Here is a 21,823-nt window from a genome sequence, read left to right as displayed (position 1 = left end):
TATGGTTACTTGTATCGATATTAACAATGAAAAATATAATAACTCAAGCAAAAAAACGTGACCTTTAGCACAGTAGTTAAACAGCAATTGGCTGATTAAAATAATAGAATTATGGCTGAGCAAACAATCCACTATATGGTGATATGAATGGCAAAATCGTCCGGAAAACGCTTTATGAAACTTGCTGGTATGACAGCAAGTATCGCCGGCAAAGCAGCTAAAAACTCATTAAGGCATCTCTCAAGTGACGAAGAAAAACGTCTACAAGCGCGCTCAGAATTGATGCAAGACGTCGGTATTCAAATCGCCGAAACGCTTGGTGAAATGAAAGGCGCGGTTATGAAGGTAGGGCAAATTGCCTCACAGTATAAAGACGTGTTTCCGCCTGAAGTCGCAAACGCTTTAGAAAAGCTACAAAAAGACGCCCCGCCGATGCCTTATGCGCAGATACGTGCACAAATTGAACGTGAGCTTAAAGCGCCTGTTAACGAGTTGTTTACTGAGTTTGAAGAAACACCCTTTGCCGCCGCCTCTATCGGACAAGTGCATCGAGCGGTTTTGCCATCTGGGCAAAGAGTTGTGGTAAAAGTACAGTACCCTGATGTCGATGAAAACTGTGATAGCGATCTTAAACAAGTACGCATGGCGCTTAAAATCGCTGGTGTGCTAAATATGAGTAAGCAATTGCAAGAACAGCTATTTAACGAGATTCGCCAAAGCTTACATGATGAGCTCGACTATATTAAAGAGGCGCATAACCTACGAGTATTTGGCGCCTTTCATGCAGAAGATAAAGGCTTAATTATCCCTAAAGTCATTAGCAGTCATTCTTCCAAGCGGATTTTGACCTTGACTGAAGAGATGGGCGAAACGCTGACAGTGGCATCGACATGGGATAATGATATTAAACAAAAAATCGCAGCGCGACTGTTTCATTTTAGCGCCGGACAGCTGTTTGGCTTATACCGAATGCACTGTGATCCACACCCAGGTAATTTTGCTTTTCGGGCTGATGGTAGTGTTGTAGCATACGATTTCGGTGGCATTCGCAGCTATAGTGATAGTGAAGTGAAGTTATTCCGCCGGTTTGCCAAGCATGCCCTAAAAGGTGATGTGACCGCACTTGAGCAGGACTTAATTGCCTTAGATATTCGCCGTGATGATGATAAAATCGTGCCTGGCGAGTTTTATGAGAAGTGGCTAGAGATTGGGCTTAAACCCATGTCTATCAAACCGTATCAAGATGGTGCTTTTGATTTTGCTAGTAGTCAAACCCATCATGAAGCCATCGCACAAATGCGCACATCGCTAAAATATTTTGGTCAGTTCCAGCCCTCAGCAACCACGATGATGCTAGATCGTACGATTTCGGGTCAATATTGGAATCTTGTTAACCTAGGGGTGACAATAGATTTATCGCCGCTGGTTAAAGAATATATAGAATTCTAGGTGATTATAGACTCTGAAGAATAAATTTTAATGCTTGCTATACGTGTAGCGCATGGCCACAGCGATCACAAAAATCTGCGCCGACTGCATGACCGAATTTACCACAGTTTGGACAGGCTATAGGGTTCAACTGCGGACGCATATTACGAGCCAGCTCAGCAGTGAAAATACCCGTCGGTACGGCAATAATAGAGTAACCCGCTATCATCACCATAGATGCAATCGCTTGCCCGATTGGCGTCTTAGGTGACATATCGCCATAGCCGGTTGTGGTTACCGTCACAACTGCCCAATAAATAGACACTGGAATACTGGTAAATCCGTTCTCCGGCCCTTCTACGACGTAGATAATCGAGCCAAAAATGGTCACCAATAAGACCAATGATAAGAAAAAAACCGTAATTTTCTGCTGGCTGGTTCTAAGCGCAGAAGCCAAAAAACCTGCTTGTTGCATGTATACTTCGAGTTTGAGCACGCGAAATACACGTAAGATGCGTAGTATGCGAATAACCAATAGATACTGCACACCGCCAAATAGTAGGCTTAAGTAACTTGGTAGTACCGACAATAAATCCACTACCCCAAAAAAGCTAAACGCATAACGGAATCGATTGGGCGCTGAAAACAACCTAAGGCTATACTCAATCGTAAACAAAATAGTAAAAAACCATTCCGCATAAAAAAACAATGTGCCGTATTGCAAGCGCATGTAGAGTACACTATCGAGCATCACTACGGCTACACTGGCTAAAATGGCAATCAGCAATATGATATCAAACAGCTTACCCAAACGAGTATCTGTGCCTTCGATAATGATATGAATGCGGTTACGTAAATGAGTAATGGCTTCGGTATTTGGTTGCTTCATAGGGTCAATAAAGTCACAAGATTAATGGGCATAAAACCGAACGATTTAGGATGGCATGAATAAGCCAAGGTTGGTCAAAATGCGCTAAAGTGGTTTATAATATTGGAAGTATTATTGCTATTGACCGCTACAGTGATAATCGATAGTTGGTCAGTAGATAGAAAGTAGCAGTGTAGCAAAAAAGCGCTATTAACGACATACAAATCGTCAACTTACTGACAGATTGATTACCTTAGATTAACAGCGCAATCATAAATAAAAACATCTCAACAAGTACAAAAAATTTTACCAATAAATTTTTTATCCGTATAATACATAACTCGTAACACTTAAGGATGTCATATGGCAGGCCATTCAAAATGGGCAAATATTAAACACCGTAAAGCCCGTCAGGATGCGGTAAAAGGCAAAGTATTTACCAAAATTATTCGTGAAATTGTTTCTGCTGCCAAGCAAGGTGACCCTGACCCTGATAAAAATCCACGCTTGCGTGCCGTTATTGAAAAAGCCCTATCAGTCAATATGACTCGAGATACCATCAATCGGGCAGTGGCTCGCGGCACAGGCGGCGATGACAATGACAATATGGATGAGGTGAGCTATGAAGGCTATGGTATCGGTGGCGTTGCAGTATTAGTCGAAACCTTGACTGACAACCTCAACCGAACGGTCAGCGAAGTGCGCCATGCTTTTACCAAAAATGAGGGCAATCTTGGTACCTCAGGCTCAGTGGCATATCTATTTACTAAGCGCGGTGAAATCACTTTTAACGATATCAGCTTAGAGGAAGAAGTCATGCTGGCGGCGTTAGATGCTGGCGCGCTTGATATTGAAAATGATGGTGAAAGCCTTCTTGTCATCACTGAATGGGAAAATTTCGGTCAAGTTAAAGATGCCTTAAATACGGCAGGCTTAGAATCTGACAATGCTGAAGTCACCATGGCACCAGCCACCAGTGCCGAGATTGACAATATTGATGACGCCTTAAAAGTAATGAAAATGATTGATATGTTAGAAGATATCGATGACGTACAAGAGGTTTATAGCAATGTGAACTTCTCAGATGACGTTATGGCGCAGCTTGAGCAATAATTTTCATTGATTACTAAGCACAAAAAAGCCAAACGCTAAAAACGTTTGGCTTTTCCAATTCATGAGAGCACAGTTTTACATGGCTTTATTATGATTTACATCTCACCCCTTCCAAGGCCAATAAATACTCTTTCTTATCTAAGCCGCCTGTATAACCACCAAGCTTACCATCGCTAGCTATTACTCGATGACAAGGGACGATAATGCTAAAGGGGTTTTTACCATTGGCATTGGCAACGGCGCGAAACCCTTTGGGATTATCTACATTTTTTGCTAGCGTTGCATAACTGATGGTCTCGCCATAACCAATATCTTGTAGTGCCTGCCAAACTCGTTGCTGGAACTTGGTTCCCAAGCTTGCATCTATTGGTAAATCGAACCCCTGACGTTCACCCTTAAAATACCCCTCTAATTGTGCTATAGCATCTATTAGTAAAGCTTGAGCTGGTTCGCTTTTGCTTAGGCTGTCTTTATCTATGAATGTGAAGCTCTGATCGACAAGGCCATAGTGTTTTTTAAGTTTGGGAATAGATTTTGAGCTGTGCCAAGAGTTACCTGCCAGCAGCCAATTGACTTCAACCAGCTTAGGACTGCTATGCTCATTGACACTAGCAATTAATGTTAGCTGGTGCGATCCAAAAGCTGCTGTGGTGACTATCATGACTTTTCCTCTCAAATCGTTATATTTTCAAAACTCGTTTATTGGCTAAAACGAACTGTTGAGCGCTATTCTTTATCATCAGTCTCGAAAAGTGCGGCGACAAATTGTTTTGGACTAAAGGCACGTAAGTCATCAATCGACTCACCAACGCCAATATAACGGATAGGCACGTCTGTCGTTTCAGCAATATTAAAGACCACACCGCCTTTAGCAGTACCATCTAGTTTGGTAATCGTAATACCGGTTAATGGCACCACTTTATTGAATAACTCAACTTGGTTAATCGCATTTTGACCTGTGCCAGCATCAAGTACAATCATCCCTTCATGCGGTGCACTTGGATCGGCTTTACGCATCACCCGCACTACCTTTTCAAGCTCTGCCATTAGATGAGTTTTATTTTGCAAACGCCCAGCCGTATCGGCAATCAATACATCGATATTTTTTGCTTTAGCAGATTGCATGGCATCAAAGATTACGGAGGCACTATCAGAGCCATGACCTTGCGCCACGACTGGAATGTTATTGCGATCACCCCATATTTGCAGCTGTTCAGTGGCAGCGGCGCGGAAAGTATCACCAGCAGCCAGCATCACTGATTTACCCTCACCTTGTAGACGTTTAGCAAGTTTACCGATAGTCGTGGTCTTACCCACGCCATTAACACCGACGACCAAGATAACAAAAGGTTTTTTGCTGGTATCAATGACGAGCGGCGCAACCTTTGGCGTTAAGATATCAACCAGCTCAGTTTGTAATGCTTTATACAGTGAATGCGCATAGATTAAATCACCACGGGCTGTTTGTTCAGTTAAGCTCTTGATAATGCGGTTGGTGGCATTGACACCGATATCAGCAACCAGTAACTGGTCTTCGACTTCCTCTAACAGCTCATCATCAATTTCTTTGCCACCAATAAGGATGCTCACCATACCTTCAGCTAAGTTTTTACGTGACTTACTCAGACCCGTTTTCATCCGATTAAACCAGCTGCCTTTTTTTGTGTTTTCCTGATCCTCTTGCGACTCTTTAGTTTCTTGCGATTCTACTGCCGTTGTTTGCTGAATATTAGATGGCTCGTTGCCTACGTTTGTGTTGGTATTAGCAGCAGTAACGCTTGGACGATCCCCTAACTGGTCTTGTAAGGGCATGGTGGGGATTTTTGGCGCAGAAACCGCCTGCGGCGTCGATTCTGTTTTATTGGTATTTGAAAAGCTTTCTGAGGTACTCTCAGCGGCACTGTGCTTTTCTGTCATGATAATGGGTGCGCCTAAAGCAATGCTTTCTGCCGTATCGGTGCTTGAGACTTTTTGATTTATGGCAGGCGTTATTTGCTTATCTGCGGTGCTTTCATCAATATCAGCCTTAGTTGGAGCAATATCTTCAGGCTCATCGATGATGGGCACAGATTGCACCGGCAGACTGGGTAAGGTAATATCATCGTCATCTAAGTCATCAAGACCACCGTCAAGATTGATGACCACACGATTGCTATTATTGGGGTTATTCATAAGCTTGCCCTAAAAGTTATCATTATCAGTAATTTGTTTATTCTAAAATTTGATCTGTCTATTGTCAGTTTTCTATGACTTAACTGGAAGATTGTTTTTAGCCTAGTTTAGCATAATTCAAGTTAAGCTCATCCTTTAGCATCGTAGAACGCAGGCAAATGGCAAAAATCTTTAAGTAATGTAGAAGGCGATATAACAGGCAATATAAAAACTATTCGATAGAAAATCCCATATATAACACGATTTTTGAGTAAGTTTCGCTTAAGGTTTAGACACAAAAATCTGACCTTTGAGATGCCAAACTTCGCCTACCCTTAGCGGGACTTAGTTTTTAACACTCTATCAGCCTTATCCGACCACTTTATATTAGGAATATCTAATGCTATCTCTATCCATTTATTATAAAAAAATCACCCATATTAGCGCTGCTGTATTACTAACGACGATGGCGCTATCAGCGACAGGTTGCAGTACGACACAAGAATTTAAACCAACCGCGAGTGTAATGGTTGGGGCGCATAAGTCTATATAATGGCTTAAGCACTATGAAGAAAATTGATATACTCACGCATCAATTTACAAGCTGCCCGTTTAAAAGTTTCCCTTTTATATAAGTAGAACATACCATGTCCTCACCTTTATCGCTAACTGCTCTCTCTCTACGCCTCGCCGTTACCTTAGCCATGGCAACCACGCTTGCGGCTTGCCAAACCAATGTCATTGATTCTAATCCAGTGTCTGCTGTTAAAAGTCCAGTGTCTCAAAGTTCAGTGTCTCAAAATACTTTGAGTCAAAATAAAGCAGGTCAGGATAAAGCCCCTAAAGAGACTGAGCAATCATCAGCGCTGACCATGGATATGTCCGGTCGCCATGAGTATCAGTTAGAAAACGGTCTAAAAATAGTAGTTAAAGAAGACCACCGTGCGCCCGTGGTCATGACTCAGATTTGGTATCGCGTAGGGTCAGCCGATGAGCCGCTTGATAAAGGCGGTATCTCTCATGTGCTCGAGCATATGATGTTTAAAGGAACTGCGGACGTTTCAAGTGCTGATTATGAGCGCTTGATTGCCAAATTCGGTGGCGTCAATAATGCCTTTACGAGCTACGATTATACCGGTTATTACGAACTGTTCCCCGCCAACCGCTTTCCTTTAGCGTTAGAGCTTGAAGCGGATCGTATGAAAAACTTGGTATTTGATGAGAAAGAATTTGTCAAAGAGCATCAAGTCGTCATGGAAGAGCGCCGTCAGCGTACCGATGACAATCCACTTGCCAAAGCTTATGAATCATTTCGCTTGCTTGCTTTGCCGAATAGCCCTAAAGGCGAGTCGGTCATCGGACCCATGAATGAGCTTGAATCGATTACGCTTTCCGACTTAAAAGACTGGTATAAAATATGGTATGCGCCAAATAATGCAACCTTAGTCATCGTCGGCGATGTTGAGCCGAGCGAAGTCTTAACTCAAGTGAAGCGTTACTTTGGCGAGCTGACACCAAGTAAGCTACCTAAGCGTCCTGCTGTCAGTCAAAAAGGCTTTCGGGGTTATCAGCAAGTGGCATCCGAGCAAGCAGTACAAGTGCCTGTCTTATTAATGGGTTATAACGTACCGAGCCTTGTAACAGCAGGCACAAGCAATGAAAAGCAGGCTTATGCGCTCTCGCTTGCTCAGGACGTATTAGATGGTGGCCTATCTGCACGCCTTGAGAGCAGACTAATACGCGAGCAAGGTCTGCTCACCACAGTGGGTACATCCTATGATCTACTGGATCGCGGCGATGGGCTGTTTTTGATACAAGCGACCCCGCGTGAAGGCGTCAGCTTAGAGCAAGCACAGCAAGCTATAATCTCTGAAATAGAAAAGCTTAAAACTGATCCAATTGCCGCAGATGAAATCAATCGTGCCAAAACCAATACCGTCACGGGTCTTGTGTACGCGCAAGACAGTATGGAAGGTCAGGCGCGCATGATTGGCTCATTACAATCTATCGGTCTTGATGATAGGTTGCTTGCCAAACTGCCAACCAAGCTCGATAGCGTAACGATTGCAGATATCCAAGCGGCTAGTAAAAAGTACTTAGTAAAAGATAATTTAACGGTGATGCATATCGTTCCGCCTAAAGACCAAACTAAAAAGCAAGTTAAAGCGCCAGCTAAAAAAGAAGCCAAAGGCAAATAAAGGCGAGGTGTTGTTAGATTATCTCAACAAAAATTACTGTTAAAAACGCTATTAATAAGAAGAAAGACATGACTCAGAATATTATTCTCAACACTAACAAGAAGACCGCTTTGATGTCGTTAATAAAGCCAACATTTAAGCAACTGCCCTGTTTTAGTATGGGTTTATTTTTAGGGCTGACGACTTTGACCATAACGGCTCAGGCAGAGACGGCTGCTGGCGAAGACAACCGCACTCAGCCATCTACGGTCGATATCAGTGCGCCAATTGCTGCTTTGTCTAAGTTGACCAGCCTTGATGATGCCAAACCTTTGAAAGTCACGGTACCAAAGATTCAGCAGTTTAAGACCAAAGCCGGTGTGCCGGTGCTTTTTGTACCTACGACCGCATTACCCATTGTCGATATCGATTTGCGTTTTAATGCGGGTAGCGCTCGTGATGGCAGCATAAAGAGCACAGGCTTTGGTATCGCCAATATGACGGCGACGATGCTTGAACAAGGCTCTAAGCGTTTAGATGAAAACGAGTTCACCCGCGCGGTTGAAACCTTGGGCATTAATCTAGGTAGCAGCGCCTACAAAGATATGTTTACTGTCTCTTTACGCAGTTTATCTGATGATAAGCACTTACTACCTGCCATCGATTTGATGACCCAAATGCTCACCGAACCGAGCTTTGATGAGCAAATTTTAGCGCGTAACAAAGCACGGTTATTGGTCGGTTTGCAGCAGCAAAAACAAGACCCTAACAGTCTTGCCAGCATTGCTTTTAACAAAGCATTATATGGCAGCCATCCTTACGCTCACCCATCGGTTGGGACACTTGACACGGTTCCTAACATAGAAAAAAAGCATCTTATAGATTTCAAAAATCGTTATTTAGTCGCTGCTAATGCATCACTTGCTATGACAGGGAACCTAACTTTAGCGCAAGCCAAAAAGCTGGCTGAAGATATCACCGTCAATTTACCAGTGGGACAAGCGGCACCCACCCTCCCCGAGCCAAAACCACTGACAAAAGCTCAGCATATTCATATTCCGTTTCCCAGCACTCAAACTACTGTGCTAATGGGACAATTGGGCGAGAAGCGTGCGACTGATACCCAAGCCCAGCAAAAGCAAACCAACTTTGCTGTAGGGAACGAAGTGTTGGCAGGGGGCGATTTTAACGCGCGGCTGATGACTGAAATCAGACAAAACCTTGGTTATACCTATGGTATTTCAGGCTCTATGAACCCAATGCTGGCACGTGGACCTTATCAGATTGGTTTTTCAACTCGCAATGACAAGGCACGTGCAGCGATTGATGCCAGTTTAGCAGTCATTGACGATACATTAAAAAACGGCATCACCAGTGATGAGATGAAATTAACGACGGATAATCTAAAAAACAGTTTCCCGATGGGTTTTGCCAGTAATGCAGGGATTAATGGTTTACTCGGCATGATGAATTTTTATCAGCTACCTACAACTTATCTTAGTAATTATGTCAATCGCATCGAACAAGTAACCTTATCAGAAGTCAATAAAACCCTACGTGATACATTAAAGCCTGAGGACTTTTTAATCGTCACCGTTGGCGAGGTTAACCCTTGGGATAAGAAGTCGAGCAAATAGTATCTTTTACCTTCAATACGGTACAAAAAATAAGCTCAGCCTGTAATTTTTACAGGCTGAGCTTATTTTTATCTCTGAATAGTTCTTATTAATAGCGGCAAGGAGAGCCGCTACTGGCATGATTAAAGCCCCATTTACGATAGCCATCGGTATCCAAATGAATAGCACCGGTGGAATACAATCCTAGCCCAAAGTTATGAGACTGACCCTGATATTGCCAAAACTCGCATAAGCTATCTTGCATACTGCTCAGCTGCCATGAGTTACCCTCGTATTGAGGTACCCAGATATCGATCGCGCCAGCAGTCATATGCTTACTACTACTAGCTCCGCCAGCACAGTCATTTAATCCAGGGCTGCGATATACCGAGCGTATCTCAGTGCTGGCAGGCAAAATACCTTGGTTTTTTAGCTGACCATATAACTGTAATGTCGGTACAATGTTTGACCATAGCTCTTGCGGTGGTAGCTGATAAGGCTCATAACCACATTTATCCCAACTACGAGCAGTCGTAAGCAATTGCGATAAAGGTGGTACATTTCGAGCGCCTACTCGTGAGTTCAGGTAGCGTTGATAATTTGCCACTTGCCCAGCGCGATAGCTGTTACTATTTAACCAAGTATTAAAATCCATACTGGTAAAATCATTATAGTTATTACTACCGGTGCTATAGGTGGTGTTATAGCTCGGCGTACGTTTATTGGTATTGACACGTTTGTTCTCTTCTATCGATAAGCTGGCATCAAATTCAAACTCACGCTGTTTTTGTTGGATCAGCCCTTGCATACTATCGCCACTTAGCCTATTTGATCCACTTTCCCCGCCGCTTAGTATAGTAACGCCACCACTATGGCCTGCCTCTCGAGAAGACGGCGTGATGTAGGCATTCGTGCTGCTGTTAGTAGCGCTATTGCCATGACGTATTTGAATACGGCGCTCGCTATTGTCACTGATAATGGCGGCATGAGCACTGATACTGCTGGCACAAATAAATAGTGCAATAATAGGCTGATGAATTTTTCCATAAGCTTGTTTTTTGATATTGATCATTACAAGAAACTACCGCTAAAAACGTTTTATCGATACTATCAAATTTTAAGCAAGCAAGCTAAACTATCGTCACTAATCAGCAGCGACCTATTCGTTATTAACACTTATCCTCAACATTTTTATATTAACGTTACTTTATTACTCGTAAGTTACTTTATTCGTTATTATCTGGTCGAATAAACGCTTTATAATCGCTGATTACTCGTTTATTTATCGAAAATCACTTCTCTTCCACGCCAATTGCCAGTCACACTTTGCCTATGTCTTCTAACCCGCAATACCGTTTTTCTCGTCAAAGCCACCATTTAGGTCAAGGTCATACACCGACAATCTGGCAGCGTATTCATATCGATCCGTGGTTGACCCTACTGTTACTGACCGTTTGCTGCATTGGTTTGACGATTTTATACAGTGCGGCAGGTCAAGATACGGATATGGTCATACGGCAAATGGTCAGCTACGGTGTTGGATTTACGGTCATGGCTGTCATGGCACAAATACCACCTAGTATTTATCGTACCTTTACGCCTATCTTTTATGTATTGGGCCTGATACTACTGGTGTTGGTTGACATCATTGGTGAGGTGCGCATGGGCGCTCAACGCTGGATTAATCTACCAGGATTTGGCAGTGTACAGCCGTCAGAATTTATGAAGCTTGGTATGCCCATGATGTGTGCGTGGTTCCTATCCAAGCGCGATTTACCGCCCTCATTATCAAGTATCGCCATTACTTTAGCGTTAATCGTGGTACCGGTATTATTAATTGCGAAAGAGCCTGACCTTGGTACTTCATTACTGGTCGCCGCCAGCGGTATCTTTGTGTTGTTTTTGGCAGGACTATCGTGGCGACTCATTGCAAGCGCTGTGGCGTTATCAATTCCAGTTATTGCTGTCGCTTGGAACTTTTTATTACACGACTATCAACGTACGCGCGTACTCACTCTATTCAATCCTGAGGCTGATGTACAAGGCGCAGGCTGGAATATTATTCAGTCCAAAACGGCCATCGGTGCCGGTGGTCTGACCGGTAAAGGCTATTTGGAAGGTACGCAATCTCATTTACACTTCTTACCAGAAGGTCATACCGACTTTGTTATCGCCGCTTTTTCTGAAGAGTTTGGTTTGCTTGGTGTGATACTGTTAATGTTTATTTATGCTTGCATACTGACACGAGCTTTATATATCGCTTTCGCCCATCCTGATACTTACAGCCGATTATTGGCAGGCGCTATCGCCATGTCCTTCTTTGTTTATGTATTCGTCAATGTCGGTATGGTTGGCGGTATTTTACCTGTTGTTGGTGTCCCCTTACCTTTCATTAGCTATGGTGGTACCGCCGTCGTCACTTTAATGGCGGGTTTCGGCTTACTCATGTCCATTCATACTCACAAATCTGGCTAAGATTTTCCAATTTTTTTATAACTTAAGAGACCCTATGTTTACATTGCATGGTCTCTTTTTTTATACCCTTTGAAAGCCATACCAAGATAGTTTTAGCTTTTAAGAAATTCAGTATTTGAGAACTTACTTTAGTATCTAAAATAGTGAAAATAGCTATGGTAAGGCAATCGCTAAATACCTAAGTAAAACACAACCTAGCAAGTTTCAAAAATGAGTAGATTAACAAATAACCGTACGTACTCGGCTTAAAATCTATTTATTAAGTAACTATACGTAAATATAGAATGAGCAAAAATCCTAGTAAATAAGCCCGCTCGCACCAATCTTATTTGTAATCAGTTCTACATAAACTGTGATAAAAAGCACTGTTTACTCCCTCTGTATTTATATATAAATACATGATTTTATTAATAATATACGCAAAAACCACTCTTATAAACCATGTTGAATATTTAGCGTTTAGTACTCAATACCAATAGGTTTTATTCCTTGTTTTTTACAATTAATTGCGTTAATCTCGTCTTAGTGTCATTTATACATAACCCGTACAGAGCTACTAAGAAAGTTAGCATTTAATTATATTGTCGTTGTAGCTCATCCGTATAGTTAGCAACTTGTAGATTTTAGACTTTCAAAGTCACTACTTAATTAACGGTTTAATAACAAACTTATACGTGAGACTCTCGAAACCCTTTATTAACTTAGCAATGTTAAAAAGGCTGTTTATTGAATATTAGTATCTGATTTTAGTTGTTGATGCATGTTTCAATTAAGATTGTTAACCATCATTTGAGCGTGTCATAACTGGGTTATCAAAACCTTATACTCATTTATGATGATGAATTAAAAATTACCATACGTTAGAACTTATAAAAACCGAGCTATAACATCAATTATTATGAGAAAGATGATTGATATCGGTTTTAGAGTTTGCGGTACTGTTAGGTTGGTCTAACACTATCTCGCTCCCTCTAAGACTTTTTAGAGTTAGGTTCTAAGGTATAAGTTATAGAGGTATTTATGAATAAGCGTTTATCTGGTTTACTTACCATGTCAGCCGTACTATTTGCTGGCTCTGCAATCGCTTCTAATGCAAATGCTGTAGAATCAAAAACCTCTCTTGCCATGGTTTCGCAAGATAACGCCTCCCATATCGACCGTGTACTCGGTGAACTTAGTCGTCAACATGACGGTGCATCAAGCTTAGTCAAATCGGCACGCCAGCCTACTTCATTAGCGCTCAGCAGCTCACTGTTAGCCAGTGATACTGCACAAGTCAGTAATGACGAAGACGTTTTAGAGCGTCTAACGGCAGTAGCATCCAATTCTGTAAGCAAATTTAAACAAACGGGCTTAGCTTCTTGGTACGGTCGCCAGTTTCATGGTCGCAAAACAGCCAGTGGCGAGACCTTTGATATGAACGGCTTAACTGCTGCTCATCGCTCACTGCCATTGAACTGCTATGTTAAAGTAACCAATAAGACAAACGGTAAAAGCGTCGTCGTAAAAGTGAACGATCGTGGTCCATTTCATGGCAACCGTGTGATGGATTTATCCTACGGTGCTGCCAAAAAGCTTGGTATTACTGCTAAAGGTGTGGGTAACGTCGCTATTGAGCGTGTTGCAGGACCATCTTCTTAAACCATTAACGTTTTAGACCATTCGCGGTTTAAACCTTTAACGGTTTTGTATAAAGGTTTTTAGATTTAAATTTAGATTTAAAAAAAGCGCCTAACGAATAATGAGTTAGGCGCTTTTTTATGGCTTAATTTTACAAAGCTTGTTTTTATATAGTTGATTGATTTTAGAAACGATACAGTGCTATTGACTATAAATTTTTTGCAGCCTCTGTCACGCCTGCGCACAGCAAGCAATAGCACGTTATTACAATCGTATCGCTTTTATTTTGAACTGACTATAGACTATAGCTCAATAAACTACAGCTCAAATGCGCTTTCAATAGCATCATCGAGACGTTCTACCGCAATGATATTAATACCTTTAAACTGAGCAGAGTCTTTGGCAGGTGCATTGCCTTTAGGAATAATGGCGTGCTTAAAGCCATGCTTCATGGCTTCTTTTAAACGTTCTTGACCATTGGGCACAGGACGAATTTCACCAGACAGACCTACTTCACCAAACACTGCCAATGAGGATGGTAATGCTTTTTCTCTAATGCTTGAGGCACAAGCGAGTAGCACCGCCAAATCAGAACCTGTTTCTATGACTTTGACACCGCCCACTACGTTGACATAGACATCTTGCCCACTGGTATGGATGCCACCATGGCGGTGCATCACTGCCAGCAGCATGGATAAACGTTGAAAGTCCAAGCCCAATGCCATACGTCTTGGTGAGCCTTGAGAGTCATCCACTAAGGCTTGCACTTCCACTAGTAACGGTCTAGTGCCTTCACGGCTAACCATAACCACAGAACCAGCAACAGGTTTGTCATAACGGCTCAAAAAGATTGCTGATGGATTGGCAACTTCTTTCAGCCCCATATCCGTCATGCCAAAAATCCCTAACTCATTAACTGCGCCAAATCGATTTTTTACCGCCCGTATCATTCGAAAGCGTGAATCAGACTGACCTTCAAAATATAAAACCGTGTCTACCATATGCTCAAGCACGCGCGGGCCTGCTAGCGTGCCTTCTTTGGTCACATGCCCTACTAAAAATAGCGCGGTACCTGTTTGTTTAGCATAGCGAGTCAAAATCGCAGCAGACTCTCTAATCTGACTGACCCCGCCTGGTGCAGAATTGATGGCATCAGTATAAATGGTCTGAATAGAGTCAATAATAGCAATCGCTGGCTGCTCTTGCGTTAATGCTGCACAGATAGTCTCAACATTGGTTTCAGCGAGCACACGCAATCTATCAGCTGGCAAATCTAAGCGCTTCGCACGCATGGCTACCTGTGCCAATGATTCTTCACCAGTCACATACAGCGCACTTCCTGCCAGTGAATCAACTTTTGCCATATTAGTAGCTGTTTGCAACAGAATGGTAGACTTACCAATACCAGGATCACCCCCTATTAATACGACTGAACCGGCAACCAGTCCACCACCCAATACGCGATCAAACTCACTGATGCCTGTGGGCAAACGTGTATCTAAACCCACACTCACTGCATTGAGCGGCATAACCCCACTATGCGTCCCTGAATAGTTTCCAGCAGGTGCACCAGCGCTACCTGTATTGCGAGGCGTTGCACGACCGACATTAGGCTTTGCTGTATTTTTATTATGGTGCGGCATGCTGACATTTGGCGCTTCAATTAAAGTGTTCCATTCGCTGCAATCGCTACATTGCCCTGCCCACTTACCAAAATGAGCGCCGCAAGCTTGACAGACATAACTGGATTTATTTTTTGCCATAACGTATGAGCCTTGTTCAGGTATTCAAGTAAGAATGATAAATAGAATATAATGACGCTTTTATGAGCGTTAATTTTAGAAGAATTTTAAGATAAGCATGCCGCTGCTATGACAGACGGTGTTTTAGAGAAGGGATAACGCTAAAGGTAATAATAATTGAAATATAAGATAAATAGCAGTAGCTGGCTAAGAGCGCGAACTTAAAAACCTTATGCCAGCGTCAGTGAAAAAACATTTAACAGATTGATTTATACTTGAAAGTCTTTACCTAGATAGACAGACTTAACCAATTCATTGTCTAAGACTTCACGTGCTGTGCCCTCAGCAATGATAGCACCCTCTGAGACAATATATGCTTTTTCACAAATGGCCAAGGTATCACGCACATTATGGTCAGTGATTAACACCCCAATACCGCGCTTTTTTAACGCTAAAATAACCTCTTTGATATCGCCAACAGAGATGGGATCTACACCGGCAAAAGGCTCATCTAATAAGATAAATTTGGGATCAGCAGCCAAAGCACGGGCAATCTCACAGCGGCGACGCTCACCACCTGATACACTCATGCCCAAAGATTTCCGCACATGTTCTAAATGAAAATCGCCGATTAATTTTTCAAGCTCTTGCCGTTGCTCGCTAGCGCTCAACTCTTTACGAGTTTGCAAGATGGCTAAAATATTGTCTTCAATAGACAATTTACGGAAAATAGACGCCTCTTGCGGCAAATAGCCAATACCCGCACGAGCACGCTCATGCATCGCATATTTAGATAAGTCCATTTTCCCCAAGGTCACACGGCCCTTATCCATATTGACCAGCCCTACTACCATATAAAAGCTGGTTGTTTTGCCGGCACCGTTTGGACCCAATAGCCCTACGACCTGCCCTTGCTCAACAGAGAATGAGACATCTTTAACAACCCAGCGTTTGCCATAGCGTTTACCTAGGTTTTGCATCGATAAACGGGCGACAGGCTCAGAAGTACTGGTTGACGCTATCGGGTCATTATTTTTATTATCATTCATAACTTACTCATAACTTATTCGTAACTTACTTATCATATGGCAGCAGGTAAGCACTGATACTAACCACCTAGATGTTTAGTCGTTTTTTATTTAGTTGCTTAACTCATTATTTGGCTTAGCGTATGCCGCTTTGGCTATTGCTGTTATTGGGTGGAAAGACCAGCTCTACTCGCTGATTGCCACCGGCAGTTGCTTCCACATCACCGGCTTTTAGGCTATAACGAATGACATTACCTGCAAAACTTGCGCCGTTTTGCACCAATTTTGCATTACCAGTTAGCGTGACGATACCTGTGACCGCGTTATAGTCAATCTTATTTGCCTGACCTTTTGCCACACCTTTTTCTTGCGTGACAACTTGCTGCATAGTTGCTGGACGTCCAGTCGCTACTGCTGAGTTGATACTACGACCCTGTGATAAGTTGACGGTAATATTGTCGGCCGTCATCTTAAACGTACCTTGAGTAATAACCACACTGCCGGAGTAACTGGTAATACCACTACGCTCACTATAAGTCGCTTTATCCGCTAATAGTTTGATTGGCTGGTTGGCATCTGATGGTAATGCATGGCTATATAATGGCAGCGCTAAAAGCATCACCATCGGCAGCGTACGCAGGCTAGGCGATAGATGAATAGAGCGAGTCGATAGCAAGCGTAAAGTAGGCAAAAAATTAGATTTCATGAAAATTACTCGTTTTATAATGGGTAGTAGAGTTTGCAAACTTCCTGCTAGATGCTGTGCTAAATATATGTTTATACCTCAGTATAGTGATGCTTAAAACAATGTAATTATCAACACGGTAGTTATTAACATAGTAGTTATTAATATAGTGCAATAATTAAAATAATGCGCTGGTTAAAACAAGGCTTTGTCTTGACGTTCAGCGGGCGTAAAAGAGACTGCCACTTGACCAAACTCATACTCCCCTGTCTCAAGGTTGGCTTTCATACTTGATGCTTCAAACCGGTTCATACCTTGTTCAACTTTGACCGCTTCATCACTATAGACTTGACCCGACTTAGTATTGCCCTTCAATGTGGCTCCGGTTACTTTAATCGGTTCAATATCAGATTTGCCTGCCTTATCTTCGCTGACTAAAGAAAAACCACCCGATAAGCTAAGCTCCCCTGTCTGCTGACTGATAGCAGCACTACCTGCTTCGATACGATAGCGCTGCTCATCTGAAGGCTCCCAATTCATAGTGATGCCTTTCATCTCATCCTTGTTGGTTACCGGATTATGCGTCAACGATTCAGCACTGAGCTCGTACTCCGTTTCACCTTTCTCGTTCGTTTGTACCGCCTTAATATCTGTCGCTTCATAATCGACATCAGATGTTTCAAGATTTACCGGTGGCGTTATCTCTCCTTGCTGCTGAAAAAACCAGCCCGCAATACCAGCGATAATCAACGCAATGACTATTAAAACACGAGTATTCACGACAAGTTATCCTGAGTTTTTGCTTCATCAAGCGTATAGTGGGCGATAAAGTTTTGATAATGTCCATGACCCTTTAGAATGAGATCACATACTTCACGTACTGCGCCCGTACCACCGGCGCGAGTCGTGACCATATCACTACGATTGATGACCTCCGCATGGGCATTAGGCACTGTGGCAGCAAATCCTACCGTTTGCATCGCTTTAATATCAGGCAAGTCATCACCCATATAAGCGCAATCGGCAGCAGTGATATTGAGCGTGGGATCAATGCTTGCTAACAGCTCATTGAATGCGACTAGCTTATCATCACGACCTTGTACAACATAGTTCACACCCATCTCAGCTGCGCGCTTGTCTACCATCGGACTACTACGACCCGTAATAATTGCCGTCAAAATACCATAACGTGCTAACGATTTAACGCCCACGCCATCATGTACTGAAAAAGCTTTGGTCTCAATACCATTGGCATCATAAATAATTTGACCGTTTGACAAAATACCATCAACATCCATGACTAATAACTTTACTTGTCCGGCTTTTTTTATTAAGTCTTGCATCAGTTATCTCTTATTAAAGGCTTTTTTTAATATAACACTTACTTTACACCGGCTTGTAATAAATCATGTACCGTAATAACGGCTTCTAGATGCTGCTCATCATCAATAATCAGCAGCTGGCTAATAGCATTTTCATTCATCACACTCAGCGCATCTGAGGCACGCATCGTTCTACTGATGCGGCGTGGATTACTCACCATGAGCTCGCGCATCGGTGTCTGTAAATCAATGCCTTTTTCTAGACCTCGCCTTAAGTCACCATCTGTAAAGATACCGACAACCTTTTTATCATCATCAGTGACGACCGTCATGCCTAAACGCCCAGCAGACATAATAAAAAGGGCTTCTTGTAATGGCGCTTGCTGATTGATAAGCGGCAAGTTTTCTGACTTGGTATGCATCAAATCTTCTACTCGCGTCAGTAGCTGACGCCCTAATGCACCAGCAGGATGCGATAAAGCAAAATCTTCTGAGGTAAAATTGCGCGCATGTACCAAGGCAACTGCCAAAGCATCGCCTAACGCTAAGGTAGCCGTGGTACTTGAGGTCGGTGCAAGGTTGAGCGGACAGGCCTCCTGCGATTTGCCCAGTGTCAGTATGATATCCGCTGCATGAGGCAGCATACCGCGCTTATCTCGACTAATACTAATCAGTGGAATATTTAGGTGTTTGACCACTGGCAGTAGCATTTTAATCTCGTCCGACTCCCCAGAGTTGGAGATAGCAAGCAGAACATCGCCTTTTACCAACATACCTAGGTCGCCATGTCCTGCTTCACCGGGATGCATAAAAAACGATGGCGTACCAGTAGAGGCAAACGTTGCGGCTATCTTACGCCCAATCAGCCCCGACTTACCCATACCTGTGACGACCACTCGACCCTGACAGGCTAAAATAATATCGCAAGCCTGTGCAAATCTATCATCGATCTGCTCTATCAGTAATGCTAGTGCCGCCTGTTCGGTCTTAATAGCCTCAATAGCGGTATTAATGAATTGCTCATGGGTTAGATTGCGTTCGGGATTATTCATACAGTGGCTCTACATTTAGTGGCTGTATATTTACAATAAATCAAACAAGCATTTTACTATACTATGGTCAATATTAATAACCATACTCAATATTAGTAACTGTACTCAATATTTATAACATTGTCTCAAACTATGCCCATAGCTGTACCATCAATAAATTATGAGACGTTTATCTATACAAAAAAAACCCACTATAATAGTCAGTGTTATTGATGCACTTTGATAAACATAGATAACCTTTAGTTTTTAGACACTGTATAGCTTGGTGTGAAATATAGATTGCAAAGTTAATCAAAGTAGGTCAAAGTTTCTTGTATTAAAAGGTAATCAAATGGTAATCAAATGGTAATCAAGTGACTAACCAAAAATTAAAAGAAACTGGCATCAAAACTGACTCGCAAATTAAGCAGTCCATCAAAGACCATGATAATGGTGACGATGTTTATGCCATTCAAGGCTACAAAGGTCTTAACCTTTATATCAGGGACAATAAGACTACTACGTTTAGGCATAGATTTACCAGCCCTATCACTGGCAAACGTAAAAACTTTACGCTTGGCACCTATCCTATTTTAACACTTGAACAAGCCCGTGATATGTATCGTGATAATTTAGTTTTGATTAGTCAGGATATTGATCCAATTTTGCACCACAGAGATATGCAAAACAAAAGGCGCACTATGCCAACGTTTGCAGAAATGGCGGCTGAATGGTTAGATAGTCAGGCAGCGTCAGGTCAGTTTGAAGATAAGACTATTAGAGAGAAGCAACGGCAGGTAGATTATGCAAACGTACATATCGGACGCATAGCAATAGATAGTATCAACACACCTGACGTATTGCGGGCTATTAGAGCTATTGAGCGTAAAGCGATACCAACCGCCAAACGTGTAAGGGGTGTTTGTCAGCAGGTATTTGCTCAAGCTATCGGACAAGGTTATGTCGTCAATAATCCTGCTATCGCTGTGTCTGACTTACTATTGCCAACACCAAAAACCAAGCATCACAGCGCCATTATTGAGCCGGTCGCATTTGGTCAATTGCTACGTGATATCGACAATGTGACTGATTTTTACGGACATGCTCAGAATATAATAAAACTGCAAGCTATGTTATTTCAGCGCAATCAAGATATGTGCTCAATGCGTTGGGATAGTATCGACTTTGATGCTAAGACATGGGTTTTTAATCCAACGAAAACAGGCAGTAGAGCTGATATGGTGAGCAGTCTAGTAGTGCCATTACCTACGCAAGCTATCGAGCTACTACGCGCCTTACACGTCGATACGCGCCACACGCCATACGTGTTTTACAACAAAAGACGTAAAGATAAGTTTGAGCACAGACAACAACTTAATAACTTTTTAAATAGTATTGGCTACGAGGGTATTCACACGCCACATGGTTTTCGTGCGTCTGCTAGAACGATGATGGTTGAGCAATTATCGGTATCAGAAACGCTTATCGAATTACAGCTTGGTCATAACGTGCGAGATGCTAACGGCAGGGCTTATAACCGTGTGACAATGCAAAAAGAGCGAGCTATCATCATGCAAAAGTGGGCTGATTATTTAGACCAACTTAGACGCGCTTAGACCAAATCTGCTACCCTCATTGATGAGGGAACCAAATTTTTGGCAAATAAAAAAGCGATGCTCACATCTGAGCATCGCTATAGGTGTATAAACGTCTTTGAATGCTAAGAATTAAAAAGTTCTTTCTCGTCTTCCCTACGAGTCACCAAACCGCCAAACTTTTTACCGTTATCATAAATCCACCGCCCAAATTGATTAGACGCGCCTTTATAGTCACCTTTATTTAGTAGTTTGAGTAATGTTGATGTACTGACTTGACCCTCACCAAGATTGTAAATAAACGAGCATAGCGCATCAAACTGACCTTGCGTTAAATCAACTTTGACCAATCGCTTGATTACTGGATAAGTCATACGCTCCAAGTCGTCTTTTAGCAGTTGCTCAGCTTGCCCATGCGTAATAGCTAAACCTTGATAGACCTTTAAGCCGCCAGCCGCCGATGTATGCCCGTAACCAATAGTCCAAACTTTACCAGTGTCTTGATATGCTTTTAGTCGCAAGCCTTCGCTTAACTTTAGATGCTCAATACCTTTTTGTGACATAACGCGATCTAACGTATCAGCCTTGTCATCTACGCTGCTACCGTCAACCTTCCAACCTGTTAATGCTGCGACAAAAGATTGCAGTGCGTCTGCTTTGACCACTCTAAGCACGTTTTTTGCGCCATCAACTTGCATTTGTGATAATTGCTTAGACTCTTGATTGTCTCGCACCCAGCTAAAAAAATCACTATCTTTCATACCTCACCACCTTCTTTCTGCTTATTTTTAACAATCGCAAGCCATGCAATTGTGCCTAGCGATACGATAGCCCCAGCTATAATGTCGATCTGTTCAGCCGTGATATAACCCTTGCTGATTAAGCCACCTGCAACTGCAATCAGTGCATAGCGGGTTAATGGCGTGACCATTGTTGCCGTGTTTTCTTTAAATAATTTCATTTATTTCACTC

General features: G+C 42.5%; 19 protein-coding genes and 1 pseudogene. 8 read left to right on the top strand and 12 right to left on the bottom strand.

All coding sequences use genetic code 11. The annotated features are described in order from the left end of the window. Window positions 1-147: 147 nt before the first annotated feature. On the top strand, window positions 148-1,449 hold the full coding sequence (locus DABAL43B_RS06685) for an ABC1 kinase family protein (protein WP_079691649.1): 1,302 nt from the start codon (window positions 148-150) through the stop codon (window positions 1,447-1,449). Between the two features lie 37 nt (window positions 1,450-1,486). On the opposite strand, the gene DABAL43B_RS06680 is transcribed toward DABAL43B_RS06685, so the two are convergent. After that, window positions 1,487-2,317 (bottom strand): ion transporter, encoded by an 831-nt coding sequence (locus DABAL43B_RS06680; RefSeq protein ID WP_079691648.1) that lies wholly within the window; start codon window positions 2,315-2,317, stop codon window positions 1,487-1,489. Between the two features lie 342 nt (window positions 2,318-2,659). On the opposite strand from DABAL43B_RS06680, the gene DABAL43B_RS06675 reads away from it, so the two are divergent. Next, on the top strand, window positions 2,660-3,409 hold the full coding sequence (locus DABAL43B_RS06675; protein WP_079691647.1) for a YebC/PmpR family DNA-binding transcriptional regulator: 750 nt from the start codon (window positions 2,660-2,662) through the stop codon (window positions 3,407-3,409). Between the two features lie 88 nt (window positions 3,410-3,497). On the opposite strand, the gene DABAL43B_RS06670 is transcribed toward DABAL43B_RS06675, so the two are convergent. Together DABAL43B_RS06670 and ftsY are read right to left on the bottom strand one after the other, a co-directional pair. Beyond that, window positions 3,498-4,070: a methylated-DNA--[protein]-cysteine S-methyltransferase gene (locus DABAL43B_RS06670; protein ID WP_079691646.1), complete on the bottom strand. Its 573-nt coding sequence runs from the start codon at window positions 4,068-4,070 to the stop codon at window positions 3,498-3,500. 65 nt (window positions 4,071-4,135) lie between these two features. Then, window positions 4,136-5,221 carry a signal recognition particle-docking protein FtsY gene (gene ftsY, locus DABAL43B_RS14500; protein ID WP_079693055.1) on the bottom strand — a complete coding sequence of 362 codons (1,086 nt, stop codon included), beginning with the start codon at window positions 5,219-5,221 and terminating at the stop codon, window positions 4,136-4,138. Between the two features lie 739 nt (window positions 5,222-5,960). Between ftsY and DABAL43B_RS14245 the strand changes: the two genes are divergently transcribed. The 3 genes from DABAL43B_RS14245 (at window position 5,961) to DABAL43B_RS06655 (ending at window position 9,374) form a co-directional block, all read left to right on the top strand. After that, the gene (locus tag DABAL43B_RS14245; protein ID WP_171996337.1) at window positions 5,961-6,113 is read left to right on the top strand and encodes a hypothetical protein; all 153 of its coding nucleotides are present in this window, start codon (window positions 5,961-5,963) and stop codon (window positions 6,111-6,113) included. Between the two features lie 94 nt (window positions 6,114-6,207). Continuing rightward, window positions 6,208-7,758 (top strand): M16 family metallopeptidase, encoded by a 1,551-nt coding sequence (locus tag DABAL43B_RS06660; protein WP_079691645.1) that lies wholly within the window; start codon window positions 6,208-6,210, stop codon window positions 7,756-7,758. Window positions 7,759-7,826: 68 nt separating this feature from the next. Next, window positions 7,827-9,374, top strand: coding sequence for a M16 family metallopeptidase (locus DABAL43B_RS06655; protein WP_079691644.1), 1,548 nt, complete (start codon window positions 7,827-7,829; stop codon window positions 9,372-9,374). 88 nt (window positions 9,375-9,462) lie between these two features. On the opposite strand, the gene DABAL43B_RS06650 is transcribed toward DABAL43B_RS06655, so the two are convergent. Then, complete coding sequence (locus DABAL43B_RS06650; RefSeq protein ID WP_079691643.1) at window positions 9,463-10,425, bottom strand: D-Ala-D-Ala carboxypeptidase family metallohydrolase; 963 nt, start codon at window positions 10,423-10,425, stop codon at window positions 9,463-9,465. Window positions 10,426-10,685: 260 nt separating this feature from the next. Here DABAL43B_RS06650 and rodA point away from each other — a divergent pair, with 260 nt between their 5' ends. Next, window positions 10,686-11,828 carry a rod shape-determining protein RodA gene (rodA, locus tag DABAL43B_RS06645; protein WP_079691642.1) on the top strand — a complete coding sequence of 381 codons (1,143 nt, stop codon included), beginning with the start codon at window positions 10,686-10,688 and terminating at the stop codon, window positions 11,826-11,828. 1,293 nt (window positions 11,829-13,121) lie between these two features. Then, window positions 13,122-13,469, top strand: a pseudogene (locus DABAL43B_RS14560) (septal ring lytic transglycosylase RlpA family protein); the annotation flags it as partial. 296 nt (window positions 13,470-13,765) lie between these two features. On the opposite strand, the gene radA reads toward DABAL43B_RS14560, so the two are convergent. From radA to DABAL43B_RS06610, 6 genes are all read right to left on the bottom strand, one after another. Further along, window positions 13,766-15,211 carry a DNA repair protein RadA gene (radA, locus tag DABAL43B_RS06635; RefSeq protein ID WP_079691640.1) on the bottom strand — a complete coding sequence of 482 codons (1,446 nt, stop codon included), beginning with the start codon at window positions 15,209-15,211 and terminating at the stop codon, window positions 13,766-13,768. Between the two features lie 248 nt (window positions 15,212-15,459). Further along, on the bottom strand, window positions 15,460-16,239 hold the full coding sequence (gene lptB / locus DABAL43B_RS06630; RefSeq protein WP_079691639.1) for an LPS export ABC transporter ATP-binding protein: 780 nt from the start codon (window positions 16,237-16,239) through the stop codon (window positions 15,460-15,462). Window positions 16,240-16,354: 115 nt separating this feature from the next. Then, window positions 16,355-16,924: a lipopolysaccharide transport periplasmic protein LptA gene (gene lptA, locus DABAL43B_RS06625; protein WP_079691638.1), complete on the bottom strand. Its 570-nt coding sequence runs from the start codon at window positions 16,922-16,924 to the stop codon at window positions 16,355-16,357. A gap of 174 nt (window positions 16,925-17,098) precedes the next feature. Then, window positions 17,099-17,683 (bottom strand): LPS export ABC transporter periplasmic protein LptC, encoded by a 585-nt coding sequence (lptC, locus tag DABAL43B_RS06620; protein WP_079691637.1) that lies wholly within the window; start codon window positions 17,681-17,683, stop codon window positions 17,099-17,101. Then, window positions 17,680-18,246 carry a KdsC family phosphatase gene (locus DABAL43B_RS06615; RefSeq protein ID WP_079691636.1) on the bottom strand — a complete coding sequence of 189 codons (567 nt, stop codon included), beginning with the start codon at window positions 18,244-18,246 and terminating at the stop codon, window positions 17,680-17,682. Before DABAL43B_RS06615 ends, lptC begins: the two co-directional genes overlap by 4 nt. Window positions 18,247-18,284: 38 nt before the next feature. Beyond that, window positions 18,285-19,277, bottom strand: coding sequence for a KpsF/GutQ family sugar-phosphate isomerase (locus tag DABAL43B_RS06610; protein ID WP_079691635.1), 993 nt, complete (start codon window positions 19,275-19,277; stop codon window positions 18,285-18,287). A 353-nt stretch (window positions 19,278-19,630) separates the two neighbouring features. Here DABAL43B_RS06610 and DABAL43B_RS06605 point away from each other — a divergent pair, with 353 nt between their 5' ends. Next, window positions 19,631-20,872 carry a tyrosine-type recombinase/integrase gene (locus DABAL43B_RS06605; RefSeq protein ID WP_079691634.1) on the top strand — a complete coding sequence of 414 codons (1,242 nt, stop codon included), beginning with the start codon at window positions 19,631-19,633 and terminating at the stop codon, window positions 20,870-20,872. A gap of 104 nt (window positions 20,873-20,976) precedes the next feature. Here the strand turns inward: DABAL43B_RS06605 and DABAL43B_RS06600 are convergent, their stop codons facing one another. Together DABAL43B_RS06600 and DABAL43B_RS06595 are read right to left on the bottom strand one after the other, a co-directional pair. Beyond that, window positions 20,977-21,612, bottom strand: a complete 636-nt coding sequence (locus tag DABAL43B_RS06600) for a lysozyme (RefSeq protein WP_227516751.1) — start codon at window positions 21,610-21,612, stop codon at window positions 20,977-20,979. Continuing rightward, a complete protein-coding gene (locus DABAL43B_RS06595) occupies window positions 21,609-21,812 on the bottom strand; it encodes a hypothetical protein (protein WP_079691633.1) in 204 nt (67 codons plus the stop codon). Before DABAL43B_RS06595 ends, DABAL43B_RS06600 begins: the two co-directional genes overlap by 4 nt. Window positions 21,813-21,823: the final 11 nt, after the last annotated feature.

It is taken from the genome of Psychrobacter sp. DAB_AL43B (assembly GCF_900168255.1).
In the GTDB taxonomy this organism is placed as follows: domain Bacteria; phylum Pseudomonadota; class Gammaproteobacteria; order Pseudomonadales; family Moraxellaceae; genus Psychrobacter.
The sequence above is the reverse complement of the archived record's forward strand: the minus strand, read 5'-3'. Positions and strand labels throughout refer to the sequence as shown.